The organism is Bacillus cereus group sp. MYBK227-1, from assembly GCF_051916325.1.
GTDB classification, from domain to species: Bacteria; Bacillota; Bacilli; order Bacillales; family Bacillaceae_G; genus Bacillus_A; species Bacillus_A cereus.
Map to the genome: position 1 here is coordinate 40,920 of NZ_JBQAGK010000001.1, position 15,752 is coordinate 56,671.

A 15,752-nucleotide genomic window follows, 5' to 3' on the forward strand; every position below is an offset into this window, starting at 1 on the left:
TTATAGGGAGAATTAGAGATGACGTAAACAAGAAGAGGGAAAGAAAAAACCACCTCACGTATATGAGGTGGAATAATTGTTAATATCTAGGCTTAAATGTATGACAACAAGTCTCTACACTCGTTGCTACAGAACTTTCTAGCGTCTCGTTTGTTAAAACAGCAGCTGTATATGAATCATTTTCAGTTTGACCAGTTTCATCTGCATCAGGCTGAACGATGATCGCACTTGCTTGACAAAAGTTACCTTGTCCCCAAAAAGAACAGTTGGAAACAGAACATCTTACTTCTGGCATAAAACCCCCTCCTTATACATTAGTGTGGGATTTTACGCCCATTTCATGTGTAGAAGGAGTTTCCTTTTCTAATTACTTTTTCGTTTGTTCAAGCCATTCTTTTAATTTGTCTTTCGGCTGTTCACCGCTAATACGGCTCACTTCTTTGCCATCTTTAAAATGAATGATTGTTGGTGTACCTTGAATTTTATATTCATCCCAAGGAGCATCTAATTTTTCAATATCCATAACTTTCATATCAACGTTCAAGTCTTTAGCCATTGGCACTACGACAGGAGATAATTTTTGGCAATGAACGCAAGATGTTTGATAAAAGTATACTGTTTCTTCTTTTTTCTCTTTTAAGTTCTTTTGAAGATCTGAAAGTGAGATTTTATTTGTGTAGTAGTCAGGACCATCTGTTTGACTACCAGTAGCATTATCAATTTTTTGGCTAGTTGAAGCGTTTTTTTCTTCCATTTGTGTTACAGCGAAAATTGCCGCAAACAAGGCGATAATAATACCACCAAATATAAGCATTTTTTTCATTCTTTCATCTCCTTATTTGTTTTTGATGACAATAAAGCTACAAACAGCGATTGTAATAAAGCCGATAAGTGCTAAAAACGGGATTGTCACAAAACCGAACCAGTTTATGTATTCTCCCGTACATGGTACACGTCCACAAGCTGCCCCAGCAGCTGAAAATGCTGCGACTTTTTGAATTGCATAGTGATATAAAGAAATACAAGCACCAATAGTTGCGATTGGTAAAGAATAACTTGCAATGCGATAATCTTTCTTTGCTACAGCGATACCAAGCCATAAAACGAATGGATACATAAAAATACGTTGATACCAACAAAGAACACAAGGCTCAAATTTCATGATTTCGGAAAAGTACAGACTTCCTAGTGTAGCGATAAAAGAAGCTCCCCATGCGGTAAGTAAAGCATATTCTTGCTTTTTTTCTCGTCCCATATTTTATACCTCTCTTATAATAGTTACATACTAAATTATAGTATGAAGTAGTATGGAAAAGAAAGAAAAAATATGTTTATCAATAAAAGTTTTATAAGGAGAAACTTTTATTGATATAAACATTTTAAAAAAGCGCCATTCTCCGGAAGAGAATAGCGCTATATTTTACATTTGAATTTGTTCTACTTCTTCTACATGCGACTTTTGGGATGCGTGGTCAATATATTGAAATAGGAGCTGCAATTGTTTATCAACTTCTGGAAGTTCTTTACTGTATTGATAAGCGTGTAAAAAATGCTCAATACGTTTAGAAAATAATTGATCGTTCGTTTGAACCATGAGAACGAGTAATTTATCCCAATTACAGCAATACGTGTAATAGAGAGCTTTATCATAGTCGTTATATGTTTGCACTGTGTACCCTCCTTACCGAGAGTTATATATAGTGTGTGATAAGTAAGGGGAAATACACTTGAAAGAATTTGTTAAGAAAAAAAGTGAATGAAAAGAAAAAACGAGGAGTTTCCTCGTTTTTTAAGCTTTTGGCATTGGCGTAGGTGTTGGTTTGCCATAGCCTTCTTTGTATTTATTATCGATATAGTTACGAATTTCAAGCGTTGATTTTCCTTTTTGTTTCATGGAAGCAGATTCAACTGCGATTTCTAGGCAATTGACGCAAGTCGTTGCATGGGAGTCCCAAACAACTTCACCATTCTTTTTAATTTCACGAATAAAGCAGTTTTTATTATTTTTATGTCCTACACTTTCACCGCAACCACAATAGCATGGAATCCAATCTAATAGTTCTGCATTTTGTCCAGCGACAGTGTAGATATCTTTCATTTGTGGATCAAGCTTGTCTAGGAAGGTAGGAAGTGTGTCGACTCCTTTTGTTTTCTCTTGAATGTCAGCTTGCTGAGTGTGCGATGCGTGGTCATGTTCTTCTTTTTTTGATTCAGAAGATTTTTGGTCATTTGTACTAGTACTTCCGCATCCAGCAAGAATTAAGCTTAGTACTGCAAGTAAAGAAAATACATACTTTTTCATTCGCTTGTCCCCTTTACAAATGTATTAATCAAATTGTATCAGACTAAGGGACACCTAGGGAGAAGTTTTTTTTGAACGATTTTTGAAGTACCATCTTAGTGAATGAAACAAAAATAAAATTGGGATATAAGCGTATACAATATATAAACCCGCTTGAGATAGTACGGTATTTAATGTGTTGATACTTTCACGGTTTGTGAAAAGTAGAGAAGCTGAAAATATGATGAAAATAAAAAACGGTAATGTAAATTTAAATGAAATATGAAAGGAACGCTTCATCGTTTGACATGATGACCAAATAGTTAAGCAGAGGTTTGGTAAAATAATTAAAAACCAAACGAAAATAATAATATATTCAAAGCGCTGGATAAAAGGAACTTTAATTATTTTTAACATCGTTAAAGTAGGCCAAATAGTACGGTTTAATTGTCCCTCGCTGTAATACATAAAAGATACGATAGCTAAAACTACATAAATTAAGGTGCTAAAAGCAATTCCAGCATGGGCCCATCGCTTTAAAGATTTTCCTTTTTCAATAAAGGGATAAAAGATAAGAATTGTTTCAAACCCCAGAAATTCCAATGCGGATTGTTTTGCAGATATAAGCATGTCAAAAGGTGAATGTGTAAAAATAGGTAAAATATTACGAAAATGAGCATATTTCATTGGATAGATTAAAAAGAATACAACGAAAATAGGAAGAACAATACCCCAAAAACATATCCCTGTCACAGAACGGAAGCCACCTTTTATAATGTAGTAAGTGACTAATAAAAACATAAGCGTAAGTTTCCATAACTTAATGGTAGGGAAAATCCAAACTTGTATCACTTCCATATACGTACGAAGAACCGTAAGGCAAAATAATAAGCAATAAAGAGTGAAAATTACAGAAAATATAGAGCCAACCCATTTTCCAAAGGTTGTTGTATGAATGCTAATTAAATCTCCGTCTTTTTCAAGCATTTTTAACATACAAAACAGCACAATATGAGTTGCAATTCCCGCAATAATAAGAGAAATCCAGGCATCATAACCAGCGTTTTTTAAAATTACACGTTGATATCCGAGAATTCCTATACCAATCTGGAGAGAATGCAATAAAATAAATGCAAAATATGGAGAGACTGTCTTTGTTTTATTCATTGTATTCATTGCTTATTTCACCTCACTATTCTCCGATTCCAGATTGTACAATATTAAGATCTAAATTTACATCCACCGCTACATTTTTATACATATTTCGAATTTGTGTTATATTCCATTTTCTCGTATGGCTTCTAATTTCATCTCGTATTCCTAAAGGATCAATTTCCTTTTCTTGAAATTGTTTTATTAGATCTTCACAGTCTTTTTCAACATTTCGTTCAATTTGTTTTTTTATATAGTTGATATTTGTTTCTTTTCTTAAATCAATCCAATTAGGAGAGTTTTTAATTAATCCATTTAATTTTAAATGGATTTTTACTTTTGGTATGTCGCCAGTTTGATCTATATTATACTTATTTTCCCCAGCTAAGTTTTGTATAACAACCATACCTTTATGTTTATCCTTTTTTATCGCTGCTTCGTAACGTCCATTTTTTGTAGGATTAATAAGTAATTTTGCTAAAACAGAATGTCTTTTATCCGTATACATGACGACTTTATCGCCTTTTAAAAAGGCAAGCCCTTTGACAGCGACAGAATGATTATCGTCCATTTTAATATAAGGAACATAGGCATCACATACGGAAGAGTAATAATTATATAAAAAAATGTTTAATTCGGTTTGTGGAATGTTTTCATTTCTTATATTTTGTTCGAGTAAATCAGCAATATATAAAGACCCATTTTTTTTTCCGTAATTTAAAAGCTCTTCAGCCGATCCATCTACAATTGCTAGTTGTACATCGCGTCCGATATTTGGGTCACGTTGTAAGTTAGTAATAATCTCTCCCATTCCGCGTTCTCCTAGAGCTTTTCCAAATAGGACAACACGCATTTGACCTACAACGACATTGTGAGGAGATTTAGCATTTAATCGTGAAGCGATTGTTTCAAGTGAACGAGCAGATGTTGATTGCGTCTCTGGCTTAGATTTTACACCATGTGTGTATTCAGGGAATAAGATAGTTCCTTGGAATCTTTTGTTTTTTGTGATGTCAAATCCAGCAATATGAATAATACGCTGTGCATCCACTATATACGTTTGTGTACAGCCAGTTTGTAAAACGAAGAAGATAATGATAAGGTGCAATAAAACTTTTTTCATTCATTCTCACCATCACGTTTTTGCTTCGATTTGTTTGGATTATAGCGCCATTTTGATTTTGGTCTAAGAAAAGAAGGTCTTTGTGCCGTTTGACTAAATGGTAATCGAAGAAAACCTTCTGCTGTACCTAAACCACGAAATGGATATAAAGGTAATAAATAAGGTGATCCAAGTGATTTTAATTTAATTAAATGAGCTAAAATAAATACAAATCCGACAATAAGGCCTAATCCTCCGAATGCACCGGCTAAAAGAATAAGAGGAAAGCGTAACAACCGGATAGTAGAAGACATCTTTACAGTCGGTGTTGTGAAAGATGCAAGAGCGGATAAAGCAACTGCAATTAATAAAATTGTACTTGTCAAAGCCGCTTCAACAGATGCTTGGCCAATTACAATCCCCCCAACAATCCCAATCGTTTGTCCGACTTTTGTCGGTAAACGCGCTCCCGCTTCACGAAGTAATTCGATTGTAATTTCTAAAAAGAGTGCTTCTAGAATAGGAGGGAAAGGTACGTTAGCTCTCGAGAAAATAATAGGACCTAGTAAATCGGCAGGAATCATTTGATAATGATATGTTAAAGCCGCTGTATAAATAGCGGAGGAAAACAGAGAAAATATAGCTCCGAAAAAACGAATAATACGAAAGAACGATCCAATCATCCACGGTAAATAATAATCTTCTGGTGAAATGAAAAAATCCAGTAACGTTGTTGGTCCTGATAAAGCATATGGAGAGCCATCTGTTAAAATTAAAACTTCCCCGTTAATTAATGCAAATACAGCTCGATCTAATCGTTCTGTAGGTAATAGAACAGGAAAAGGTGAATTGCTATTATCACTAATAAATTGCTCAATCATAGTTGAATCAAATGGGACATCAAAGTCAATGTCTTCTAGCCGTTGAATTGCGGTGTTGACAAATTGTTCATTTGTAATTCCTTCTATATAAGCAACTGCTACTTTTGTTTTTGATATAGATCCGACGGTAACTTCTTTAAAAATGAGTTGCTCCGTTACGATATTTCGGCGTAATAAGTGGATATTTGTATCAAGGTTTTCAACGAAACCGATTTTAGGCCCGATTACGCTATACTCATTTTCTGTATCGTTATATAATCGTTTTCCTAAAACAGTACTTTCGGCACGAATTAAAGCATATTGATCAGGATTCGAATTGTTTTTTAAGCGTATTAAAATATATCCACCTAATAATTTTTCACGAATATCATCAATAGAAGGGGAGGTAATAATGTCTTCAATAGAGATGATATTACATAAATCAGAGATGTTTTGGATTTGTTCCGATTCCTTTTTTATAGGAGTTAAAATGAATTGTTTAATAATAAGTGCTTCCACGACAGATTTATAATAAAACAAGCACAACGTTTCATCTTTAAGTATGTTATAAGAGACAAAATCGCTTGATTCTTTCATGGTTTGTATAAATTCTGGAATAGAACAAAGTGTTTTTGTATTAGTCTTTTTTGATTTCTTAGATGATAAACCGAACATTTTCTCACCCCTAACTTACATCATTTACTTGTGTTAGTTTTTGGGAAATACGGGAATTTATACTTAAAAATTGAAAGTTCATAAAGAAAAGGAAGAGTGGTGAATGGCTCTTCCTTTTTAGCATTTTAATTTGTTTTTTGTTCTTTAATAGACTTCACTAATTTCATCATTTCCGCTCGTATATCTTCTCTTTTTACATTTAATTTTTCGGCAATTTGTTTAATGTCCATTCCGTCTTTTTTCATTTTTAATACATCATCAAGAGGGGTATTGCTTTTTTGAGAGATGATTGTTAACACAGTAAGATGACGCAATTTGATGTTATATTCTTTCATTTTTTGCTTTAGCTGATCCGGTGTGGATTTTTGCATAGTTGCCAGCTGTTGTAGCAGTGCTTGCTTTGTTTCTTTATTCATATGATGCTTTTTCAGCTTACTTGGATCTACACCGAAATGCTCGGCTGTTTTCTCCCAAGATTTATTTTGCTTATAGTAAGCTAAAACATCTTTTATTTCTTTATTACTAATTCTTGCAATATGAGCAGCTTTCCAAATTTCATGTTTGTTATAGCCGAGTTTTTCTAGCGATTGCACTTCTTCTTCTGGAATTGGTTTATGGTGATGCATTGTTACTTCTTTTGGTGTGGCAGCGGATGTAGGGAAGGTGGATATCCCGTATAATAATGCTGCCATAGTCATACAAACAGCGATTTTTTTGTACATGTAAACTCCTCCTAGATGGATAATGTAGAAAACTGTACACATATCATTTCCATAAAATGTGAAATACTTGTGAACAAATCAAGTTTTTTTATTCACAGTATGAAATGACGTTTTTAGAAGTTTTCCAACATAAAACATTGATTAATAGTAAAAAACTAAGGTATAATCGAAATTGAAAATCAATATCAATGATGACGATAAACTTATATATATAGATAAAAATAAGGGAGAGATAAATATGACTACATATACTTCCATCGCTAATGTGATTAAAGAAAGACGCTCTGTTCGTACATTTACAGACAAAGCAGTAGAAAAAGATTTATTAATTGAACTATTAAACGATGCAACATGGGCACCAAATCATAAGCACCGTGAACCATGGAATTGTAAACTATACATCGGAGAAGGCCGCAAGAAATTAGTAGATGCAGTATTAAACTCTTTCACGGAAGAAGAAAGAGCGAAACGCGGTAAAATTTTATCAGATCGTTTTTTAAGCACGCCTGCACAAATCGTTGTATATATAAATGAAGATCCGCGTCAAATTCAACGTGATGAAGATTATGCTGCAACATGTGCATTCATGCAAAACTTCCAACTTCTTGCTTGGGAACGCGGATTAGGTTGCGTTTGGAAATCAGGCGGATTAAACTACAATCCATTATTTATAGAAGGAATCGGTTTAACAAGAGGCCAACGTATCGTTGGAATTCTTCATATCGGCTATTTCGATAAAGCGCCAGAAGGAAAAGCACGTACTCCGATTACGGAGAAGATGGAGATTATTGAAGGTTAATAGATGAGACATTCTCGTTTTTGCGGGGGTGTCTTTTTATTATGCAATCAATCCTCATGAAAGCTTGTTCTTCATCATACACTTTCTTAAGGGAAAGTGTAAGGAGGGAAAATAATGAGAGCAAGTGATGATAAAGCACTGCAATATGCGATTGCGGAAATTACGGAAATTGCGACTGGATTTGGGCTTGATTTTTATCCGATGCGTTATGAAATATGTCCAGCGGAAATTATTTATACATTTGGTGCATATGGGATGCCGACAAGGTTTTCACATTGGAGTTTTGGAAAACAATTTTTCAGAATGAAATTACAATACGATTTAGGACTTAGTAAAATATACGAACTCGTTATTAACTCTGATCCATGTTACGCCTTTTTATTAGATACGAACTCTTTAATTCAAAACAAATTAATTGTAGCGCACGTTTTAGCACACTGTGATTTCTTCAAAAATAATATTCGTTTTTCAAATACGAAGCGAGATATGGTAGAGAGTATGGCGGCAACAGCGGACCGTGTGAAAGCGTATGAGCATAAGTACGGAAAGGCAGAGGTAGAAACATTTTTAGATGCCGTACTTGCCATTCAAGAGCATATTGATCCGTCGCTTATGCGTCCGAAGCTCGCATGGAGTATTGATGATTTAGAAGAGGAAGAAGTAGAAAAGAAAAAGGTGTCGCAATACGATGATTTATGGAATTTAGATAATCGCAATAAAAAGCAGGAACGTTCCAATGTGCGTAAAAAGAAGAAAATTCCACCACAACCAGAGAAAGATTTACTTCTCTTTATTGAAGAATATAGCCGTGAATTAGAAGATTGGCAGCGTGATATATTAACGATGATGCGCGAAGAAATGTTATATTTTTGGCCACAGCTTGAAACGAAAATCATGAACGAAGGCTGGGCATCCTACTGGCATCAACGCATACTTCGTGAAATGGACTTAACCTCTGATGAAGCAATTGAATTTGCGAAATTAAATGCAGGTGTTGTACAGCCATCAAAAACAAGTATTAATCCATACTACCTCGGTATTAAAATCTTTGAAGATATTGAAGAACGGTACAATAATCCGACTGAAGAAATGAAACGACGAGGCGTAAAACCAGGATCTGGCCGTGACAAAATGTTTGAAGTACGCGAAATTGAATGGGACGTATCGTTCCTAAGAAACTACTTAAATAAAGATCTTGTTATGCGAGAAGATATGTACTTATTCCAGCGCCAAGGAAAAGAATATAAAGTAATAGATAAAGAATGGGAGAATGTGCGTGATCAACTCGTAAATATGCGGACAAATGGTGGGTTCCCGTACTTAGTAGTAGAAGATGGAGACTACTTAAAGAACGGAGAATTATACATTAAACATAGTTACGAAGGAATCGAGCTCGATTTAAAATACTTAGAAAAAGTATTACCATATCTTCATCAGCTATGGGGAAGAACGGTGCATATGGAGTCCATTGTGGAGAGTAAGGGCGTTGTGTTTTCTTATGATGGGAAGATGGTGCATCGGAAGTATGTGTGAGGGGAAGAACGGACATAGGATACTGTGTCCGTTCTTTTTTATTTAAAATAGGAAAAATATGCTATTCTTGAAAAAAGGGAGTTACATAGAGAAATGGAGTGATCCAAATGAGCAAAATAGGGGTATGTAAGGTTGATATTACGCCGCCTGTAGGTATTGATTTTGTCGGATATCATAGAGAGACAGGCATAAATAATGTTGAAGAACGTATTTACGGGACAGTTTTTGTATGTGAAAAAGATGAAATGAAAACGAATCCATTTTGAAGAAGATGAATCAAAATGGATTCGTTTTTTGTTTACCAGACAGGTCGTATATTTGATGATAATTTCTCTGTATTTTCTTTAGTAACGAATGTTGTTAAATCTTCTTTTAGCATCTGCATTCGTTCTGTACCTATGTTTTCAATCCATCGCTGTTCTATTTCAGCTACTATTTCTTCTTTTGCTTTCATTACTGACAAACCACGTGCGGTTAAAACGATGATTTTACCTCTTTTATCAGTAGGATGTGTTTTGCGTGTAACGTAGCCATTACTCTCAAGAGAATCCACCATTTTACTTACAGCTTGTTTGGAAATCCCCAAATACTCAGCTAGCTCTATACCAGTTGCCCCATTAGGAAGGATGCGTTTGAACATAAAACCATGTGCTGGCCTAATATCTTCAAATCCTAATTCACTTAATTTGTCATGTAGCTCAGTGATTAATGTGCTAAATGATAATGATAAAAGTGATGTAAGATCTAACTCGTTGAATGTTTGATTCATGTATATAACCTCCGTACTTGTAGTCAATTAAGTTGACTATATGTAATACCTATTGTACTATGCGTAATATAGTCAATCAAATTGACTATATTATGTTGGTAGAACAAATAATGATTTATATAATATAGAATCAATGGAGGTTTCACATGGTTAATATCGTGAAAATTAGAGTGAGTGTATTTGCACCGTATGCATCGCTGGAACCTATTAAGGACCCTGCAACAGGAAGAGTGTTTGAATATGCTGGAGATGCACGTGAGTTTACACCACAAGCTGTGAACACAAAGCGTTCAAGGTTAGAACAAGAAGTAAATATTGATTTTTATAAAAGAGAAATTTTCACATATGCAGATGCTTGTATCGTCACCGTGAAGATTACAAATCCAGATGGCTCAATTGAGTATCAAAAGGGAGAAACAAGTACAGAAAATATTGTATGTACAAATATTGTATGGAGTGAAGATGAAGTTTCATTTGAAATGAGAGCAAGTGCAAGTAATCCTTTAAACGCAGCAGCACCTGCAGCTGATTATTTTTTGACTATACGAGCTAATGAAAGTGGTACTGTGAATATTGAAGGTGTACATGATGGTTTCCCTTGCTATGAATTTTATAAACAAGTAGATTTTGGTTCGTTTGAACTAATATATATACATGATTTTAGAGAAACAAATGATACTCCAGCAGCACTAGCTGGAGAGATGGAATATAGCTTTAAAACGACAGTCTAAACATAAATATAGCGCTATTTTTTAGAAGGAAATAGAAAAGTAAAAGAGAAATCTATTGGTTTTAGGATTGAAATTATGGTCTGTTTTATTTAATAAGCATTCAATATCTAAAATAAAATTATAGAGGTGTTTCTGATGACTAATATCGTAAAAATTAGAGCCAGTGTATTCATTCCAATTTCTTGGACAGAAGCTAAGAAAGATATGGAAACAGGAAAAATAATTCAATTCGAAGGTGATTCACATGAATTCACACCGTATGCGGTAAATGTGATGCGCTCTAGAGTTGAGCAAGAGGTAGTAGTGGATTTTTATAAAGAAGAAGTGTTTTCATATGCGAACACGGGTATTACGACAGAGAAGGTTACGAATCCAGATGGTTCTGTGAATAAAAGAACAGGGAAAGCAAGTACAGAAAATATTGTGTGCACTGATATCACATGGAATTCTGAAGGTGTGCAATTCAAAATGAGTGCGAGTGCAAGTAATCCATTAAATGTATATGCACCTCCTGTGGATTATGTATTAAATGTATGTGTGAAACAGGATGGTAGTATTGATATTCAAGGAGAGCATGATGGATTCCCTTGTTTTGAATTTTATAAGCAAGTAGATTTCGGTTCATTTGAAAAAATATATACACATGATTTTAGAGAAACTGGTGATACAGCGGCAGCGCTAGGCGGGAACATGGAGTATAGTTTTACAAAGAGATTATAGGAAGTATGAAAATGGAACGATGGATTGCTTCATTCGTAAAGAACTTGGAGATATCTAAGTTCTTTTTTATTTGTTTCAAATTTGTGAAAGAAAGACATATTGATTGAAATTAAATTTTTTATACTCTATCATATACCCATACAGGTATAGGTTTTTTCTGTGTGATACATGAGAAAATTAAATAATATGGAGGTTCGAAATATGTCCAGAAAAATAGTTGTAGTAGGCGGAGTTGCCGGCGGGGCATCAGTAGCTGCAAGGCTTCGTCGTTTAAGTGAAGAAGATGAAATTATTATGGTTGAGCGCGGTGAATATATTTCATTTGCAAACTGTGGATTGCCATATTATATTGGCGGTGTCATTACAGAAAGACAAAAATTATTAGTACAAACTGTTGAAAGGATGTCAAAGCGTTTTAATTTAGATATACGTGTATTGAGTGAAGTGGTAAAGATTAATAAAGAAGAGAAAACAATTACGATAAAGAATGTAACTACAGATGAAACATATAACGAGGAATATGATGTTTTGATTCTTTCACCAGGGGCGAAACCAATTGTTCCACCTATTCCGGGCATTGAAGAAGCGAAGGCGTTGTTTACGTTACGAAATGTACCTGATACAGATCGTATAAAAGCGTATATTGATGAGAAGAAACCACGTCATGTGACGGTTATTGGTGGAGGATTTATTGGAGTGGAAATGGTTGAGAATTTAAGAGAACGCGGGATTGAGGTTACTCTTGTAGAGATGGCAAATCAAGTGATGCCACCAATTGATTACGAAATGGCGGCATATGTACATGAGCATATGAAGGTGCACAATGTTGAGCTTGTTTTTGAAGATGGTGTAGATGCGTTAGAAGAGAATGGGACTGTTGTACGTTTAAAAAGTGGCTCAGTTATAAAAACAGATATGATTATTTTAGCAATTGGTGTACAACCAGAGAGTAGTTTAGCGAAAGATGCAGGATTAGCATTAGGAGTTAAAGGAACGATAAAGGTAAATAAGAAATTTCAAACATCTGATCCATATGTATATGCAATTGGTGATGCGATTGAAGTGAAAGATTTTGTTACAGAAACAGAAACGATGATTCCTTTAGCGTGGCCAGCTAATCGTCAAGGTCGCATGTTAGCAGATATTATTCATGGGCATACAGATTCTTTATATAAAGGTACGATGGGAACTTCTGTGGCTAAAGTTTTTGATTTAACAGTTGCTTCGACTGGAGTAAATGAGAAAATATTAAAACGATTAAATATACCCTATGAGGTAGTACATGTACAGGCAAATTCTCATGCGGGATACTATCCGAATGCTACGCCAGTGCTAATAAAATTAATCTTTAATAAAGAAAGCGGAAAAATTTACGGAGCACAGGCTTTAGGGCGTGATGGAGTAGATAAGCGTATCGATGTTATTGCAACGGCAATGAAGGCAAATTTAACTGTAATCGATTTACCAGATTTAGAATTATCATATGCCCCGCCGTATTCTTCTGCAAAAGATCCAGTAAACATGGTGGGGTATGCCGCAAGTAATATAGTAGATGGTTTTGTGGACACAGTGCAATGGCATGAAATAGATCACATTGTTGAAAATGGTGGGTACCTTATTGATGTTCGAGAGCCTAACGAACTAAAACAGGGAATGATTGAAGGCTCTATTAATATTCCGTTAGATGAATTACGTGATCGATTGGATGAAGTGCCAATGGAAAAAGAAATATATATCACTTGCCAACTTGGTATGAGAGGGTATGTTGCAGCGCGTATGTTAATGGAAAAAGGATATAAGGTAAAGAATGTAGATGGTGGTTTTAAATTGTATGGGACAGTATTGCCAGAACGTGTTGTATATTGATATTTTTCATCTTCTACTTCAAGATTTAGTGAAAGATGAAAACCTATAGATTAAGGTTTTAATTTTTGTTTCGCGAACATATAAGACAAAAATTAAAAATAGGGGTTTACAAAATACCCTATAGGGTATAATATATTGTCATAGGTTATAAATGGTGACATAATGGTAATGAGGTGATTATAGAATGGAATATAATCAAGATATGAAAAATAGATTGAAACGTATTGAAGGTCAAGTTCGTGGTGTGCTTCGTATGATGGAAGAAGGAAAAGATTGCCGAGAAGTTATTACACAGTTAACAGCATCTCGTTCTGCACTTGATCGTACAATTGGACTCGTTGTTGGAACGAATTTAGAGCAGTGTTTGCGTGAACAGTTTGAAAGTGGTAATGGTTCAAATGAAGAGTTAATTAAAGAAGCTGTTCAATTACTTGTAAAAAGCCGATAATCTGTCAAACGTAAGTGTTGACAGATTTTCAAAAACGTTTTAATATACCCCTACAGGTATGTGTATATGAATTGTGGAGGAATCGATTATGAGTATAAAAGTGGATATGAGTTTAGATTGTAAAGGTTTGGCTTGTCCGATGCCTATTGTGAAAACGAAGAAGGCGATAGAAGGATTGGCACCAGGGCAAGTGATTGAAGTTAAGGCAACAGATAAAGGATCTACGGTAGATATAAAAAGTTGGGCGAGTAAAGTAGGACATCAATATATCGGGACGAAACACGAGGGTGATGTATTGGTGCATTATGTTAGGAAAGCAAACGAGCATGAAGTGAATGAAGTTGTGAAATATCCACATACAATTACGAATGCAGAATTACAGTCTATATTGTCTCATGGAGAAGAGAGCATTGTATTAGATGTTCGCGAAGCAGCGGAATTTGCTTTTGGCCATATTCCATCCGCCATTTCGGTGCCATTAGGTGAATTAGACAGTGCAGTATTAGATAAGATGAAGCAAATTTATGTTATTTGTCGAACTGGTAACCGTAGTGATGTAGCTTGCCACATGTTGAAAGAGAAAGGTTATGCAAATGTGAAAAATGTCATCCCAGGCATGTTAGAGTGGAAAGGGAATATAGAGAAGTAAATTTTTTTGAAAGAAAATATACCTATGGGGGTAATAAAATGAATGTTAAACCGTTACAAGCAAAAGATGTGGCAGAGAAAGTTTTATTCGGAGAGTTATTCATTTTAGATGTTCGTAATGAGACGGATTATGAAGATTGGAAAATTGAAGGGAAACAAGTTTCTTCTATTAATAAACCTTACTTTGACTTGTTAGATGGTGTAGATCATATTGTAAGTGAATTACCTAAAGATAAAGATGTTTTAGTAGTATGTGCAAAAGAAGGGTCTTCTATATTTGTGGCAGAGCAATTAACAGAGGCGGGATTACAAAATATTTATTATTTAGCTGGTGGCATGAAAGCTTGGAGTGAATATGTAAAGCCTATAAAAGTTGGAGATTTAAAAAATGGCGGAAGTATGTATCAGTTTAACCGCCTAGGAAAAGGCTGTTTATCTTATATGGTCGTTTCAAACGGTGAAGCAGCAGTTATTGATGCGGTAAGGACAGCCGAGGCATATGAAGAGTTTGCGAAAGAGCATGGCGTTACGATTAAGAATGTAATGGATACACATTTACATGCAGACCATATTTCTGGAGGACGTAAGTTAGCGGAAAAAGTAGGGGGTACGTATTGGTTACCGCCAAAAGATGCGGAGGAAGTCGTTTTCTCATACGAACCGCTCGTTGAAGGATCTGTTATTACGGTGGGGGGTACTAAAATTGAAATTGACGCGTTATACTCACCAGGGCATACGATTGGAAGTACGTCATTCATTGTAGATGATTCTTATTTATTATCAGGCGATATTTTATTTGTAGATTCAATTGGGCGTCCTGATCTTGCTGGTAAGGCTGAAGATTGGGTGAGTGATTTACGTAATACTTTGTATAGCCGATATAAAGAGCTATCTCAAAATTTAGTTGTGTTACCGGCTCATTATTCAAAAATAAGTGAAATGAACGAAAGTGGTATTGTTAGTGCAAAATTAAAAGATTTATTTGAGCATAATGCAGGATTAAATATTGAGGATGAGGGAGAGTTCCGTAAAGTTGTAACAGAAAACTTACCACCTCAGCCAAATGCATATGAAGAAATTCGTCAAACCAATATGGGTAAAATTCACCCAAGTGTGGATAAAGAGCGTGAAATGGAGATTGGTCCAAATCGTTGTGCAGTGCACGAATAATGAAATAAATAAAAAATGGAGGAATTGATGATGAATATAAAACAAGTGTTAGATGCGAAAGGTTTAGCATGTCCAATGCCGATTGTAAGAACAAAGAGAGCAATGGATACTTTGCAAACTGGAGAAGTGTTAGAAATACATGTAACGGATAAAGGGTCAGTTAAGGATATTCCAGCGTGGGCAAATAAATGTGGCCATGACATCGTAAAGCTTGAAGAAGAAGGCGATGTGCTGAAGTTTTGGATTAGGAAGGCGTAGTGAAGCAATAGTTTTGTA

At 35.0% G+C, this 15,752-nt stretch carries 19 protein-coding genes and 1 pseudogene; 10 read left to right on the forward strand and 10 right to left on the reverse strand.

Features of this window, described 5'->3' with window-relative positions:
- Nucleotides 1-79: 79 nt before the first annotated feature.
- The 9 genes from ACTFRM_RS00330 to ACTFRM_RS00370 form a co-directional block, all read right to left on the reverse strand.
- The gene (locus tag ACTFRM_RS00330; RefSeq protein WP_001115482.1) at nucleotides 80-295 is read right to left on the reverse strand and encodes a DUF1540 domain-containing protein; all 216 of its coding nucleotides are present in this window, start codon (nucleotides 293-295) and stop codon (nucleotides 80-82) included.
- A 72-nt stretch (nucleotides 296-367) separates the two neighbouring features.
- Nucleotides 368-823: a thioredoxin family protein gene (locus ACTFRM_RS00335; RefSeq protein WP_000738435.1), complete on the reverse strand. Its 456-nt coding sequence runs from the start codon at nucleotides 821-823 to the stop codon at nucleotides 368-370.
- Between the two features lie 12 nt (nucleotides 824-835).
- Complete coding sequence (locus ACTFRM_RS00340) at nucleotides 836-1,255, reverse strand: disulfide formation protein C (RefSeq protein ID WP_000532265.1); 420 nt, start codon at nucleotides 1,253-1,255, stop codon at nucleotides 836-838.
- Between the two features lie 165 nt (nucleotides 1,256-1,420).
- Entirely contained in the window at nucleotides 1,421-1,669 is a 249-nt protein-coding gene (locus ACTFRM_RS00345) for a YhdB family protein (protein ID WP_001195459.1), read from the reverse strand.
- Between the two features lie 120 nt (nucleotides 1,670-1,789).
- Nucleotides 1,790-2,302, reverse strand: coding sequence for a PCYCGC domain-containing protein (locus ACTFRM_RS00350; RefSeq protein ID WP_000761036.1), 513 nt, complete (start codon nucleotides 2,300-2,302; stop codon nucleotides 1,790-1,792).
- Nucleotides 2,303-2,356: 54 nt separating this feature from the next.
- Complete coding sequence (locus ACTFRM_RS00355) at nucleotides 2,357-3,457, reverse strand: GerAB/ArcD/ProY family transporter (protein ID WP_001095038.1); 1,101 nt, start codon at nucleotides 3,455-3,457, stop codon at nucleotides 2,357-2,359.
- Between the two features lie 16 nt (nucleotides 3,458-3,473).
- A complete protein-coding gene (locus tag ACTFRM_RS00360; protein WP_071740636.1) occupies nucleotides 3,474-4,556 on the reverse strand; it encodes a Ger(x)C family spore germination protein in 1,083 nt (360 codons plus the stop codon).
- The gene (locus ACTFRM_RS00365) at nucleotides 4,553-6,070 is read right to left on the reverse strand and encodes a spore germination protein (protein WP_000467491.1); all 1,518 of its coding nucleotides are present in this window, start codon (nucleotides 6,068-6,070) and stop codon (nucleotides 4,553-4,555) included. The genes ACTFRM_RS00360 and ACTFRM_RS00365 overlap by 4 nt, the downstream gene beginning before the upstream one ends.
- 125 nt (nucleotides 6,071-6,195) lie before the next feature.
- A complete protein-coding gene (locus ACTFRM_RS00370) occupies nucleotides 6,196-6,792 on the reverse strand; it encodes a hypothetical protein (protein WP_440043058.1) in 597 nt (198 codons plus the stop codon).
- Between the two features lie 238 nt (nucleotides 6,793-7,030).
- On the opposite strand from ACTFRM_RS00370, the gene ACTFRM_RS00375 reads away from it, so the two are divergent.
- The 3 genes and pseudogenes from ACTFRM_RS00375 to ACTFRM_RS00385 all read left to right on the forward strand — a co-directional run.
- Nucleotides 7,031-7,591, forward strand: coding sequence for a nitroreductase family protein (locus ACTFRM_RS00375; RefSeq protein WP_000214819.1), 561 nt, complete (start codon nucleotides 7,031-7,033; stop codon nucleotides 7,589-7,591).
- A gap of 114 nt (nucleotides 7,592-7,705) precedes the next feature.
- Nucleotides 7,706-9,124 carry a stage V sporulation protein SpoVR gene (gene spoVR / locus ACTFRM_RS00380; RefSeq protein ID WP_001202702.1) on the forward strand — a complete coding sequence of 473 codons (1,419 nt, stop codon included), beginning with the start codon at nucleotides 7,706-7,708 and terminating at the stop codon, nucleotides 9,122-9,124.
- 107 nt (nucleotides 9,125-9,231) lie between these two features.
- A pseudogene (locus ACTFRM_RS00385) lies at nucleotides 9,232-9,378 on the forward strand (neutral/alkaline non-lysosomal ceramidase N-terminal domain-containing protein); the annotation flags it as partial.
- A 44-nt stretch (nucleotides 9,379-9,422) separates the two neighbouring features.
- Here the strand turns inward: ACTFRM_RS00385 and ACTFRM_RS00390 are convergent.
- Entirely contained in the window at nucleotides 9,423-9,893 is a 471-nt protein-coding gene (locus ACTFRM_RS00390) for a MarR family winged helix-turn-helix transcriptional regulator (RefSeq protein ID WP_001076792.1), read from the reverse strand.
- Between the two features lie 146 nt (nucleotides 9,894-10,039).
- Here ACTFRM_RS00390 and ACTFRM_RS00395 point away from each other — a divergent pair, with 146 nt between their 5' ends.
- The 7 genes from ACTFRM_RS00395 (at nucleotide 10,040) to ACTFRM_RS00425 (ending at nucleotide 15,734) form a co-directional block, all read left to right on the forward strand.
- A complete protein-coding gene (locus ACTFRM_RS00395; protein ID WP_074554226.1) occupies nucleotides 10,040-10,624 on the forward strand; it encodes a DUF3238 domain-containing protein in 585 nt (194 codons plus the stop codon).
- Nucleotides 10,625-10,759: 135 nt separating this feature from the next.
- Nucleotides 10,760-11,344 carry a DUF3238 domain-containing protein gene (locus ACTFRM_RS00400; protein WP_440043059.1) on the forward strand — a complete coding sequence of 195 codons (585 nt, stop codon included), beginning with the start codon at nucleotides 10,760-10,762 and terminating at the stop codon, nucleotides 11,342-11,344.
- Nucleotides 11,345-11,545: 201 nt separating this feature from the next.
- Nucleotides 11,546-13,210: a CoA-disulfide reductase gene (gene cdr, locus ACTFRM_RS00405; protein WP_048655911.1), complete on the forward strand. Its 1,665-nt coding sequence runs from the start codon at nucleotides 11,546-11,548 to the stop codon at nucleotides 13,208-13,210.
- A gap of 184 nt (nucleotides 13,211-13,394) precedes the next feature.
- Nucleotides 13,395-13,658: a metal-sensitive transcriptional regulator gene (locus ACTFRM_RS00410; RefSeq protein WP_000456206.1), complete on the forward strand. Its 264-nt coding sequence runs from the start codon at nucleotides 13,395-13,397 to the stop codon at nucleotides 13,656-13,658.
- Between the two features lie 88 nt (nucleotides 13,659-13,746).
- A complete protein-coding gene (locus ACTFRM_RS00415) occupies nucleotides 13,747-14,307 on the forward strand; it encodes a sulfurtransferase TusA family protein (RefSeq protein WP_000023951.1) in 561 nt (186 codons plus the stop codon).
- A gap of 38 nt (nucleotides 14,308-14,345) precedes the next feature.
- Nucleotides 14,346-15,476, forward strand: coding sequence for an MBL fold metallo-hydrolase (locus ACTFRM_RS00420; RefSeq protein ID WP_048655909.1), 1,131 nt, complete (start codon nucleotides 14,346-14,348; stop codon nucleotides 15,474-15,476).
- A gap of 27 nt (nucleotides 15,477-15,503) precedes the next feature.
- The gene (locus ACTFRM_RS00425; protein ID WP_002182462.1) at nucleotides 15,504-15,734 is read left to right on the forward strand and encodes a sulfurtransferase TusA family protein; all 231 of its coding nucleotides are present in this window, start codon (nucleotides 15,504-15,506) and stop codon (nucleotides 15,732-15,734) included.
- Nucleotides 15,735-15,752 lie beyond the last annotated feature (18 nt).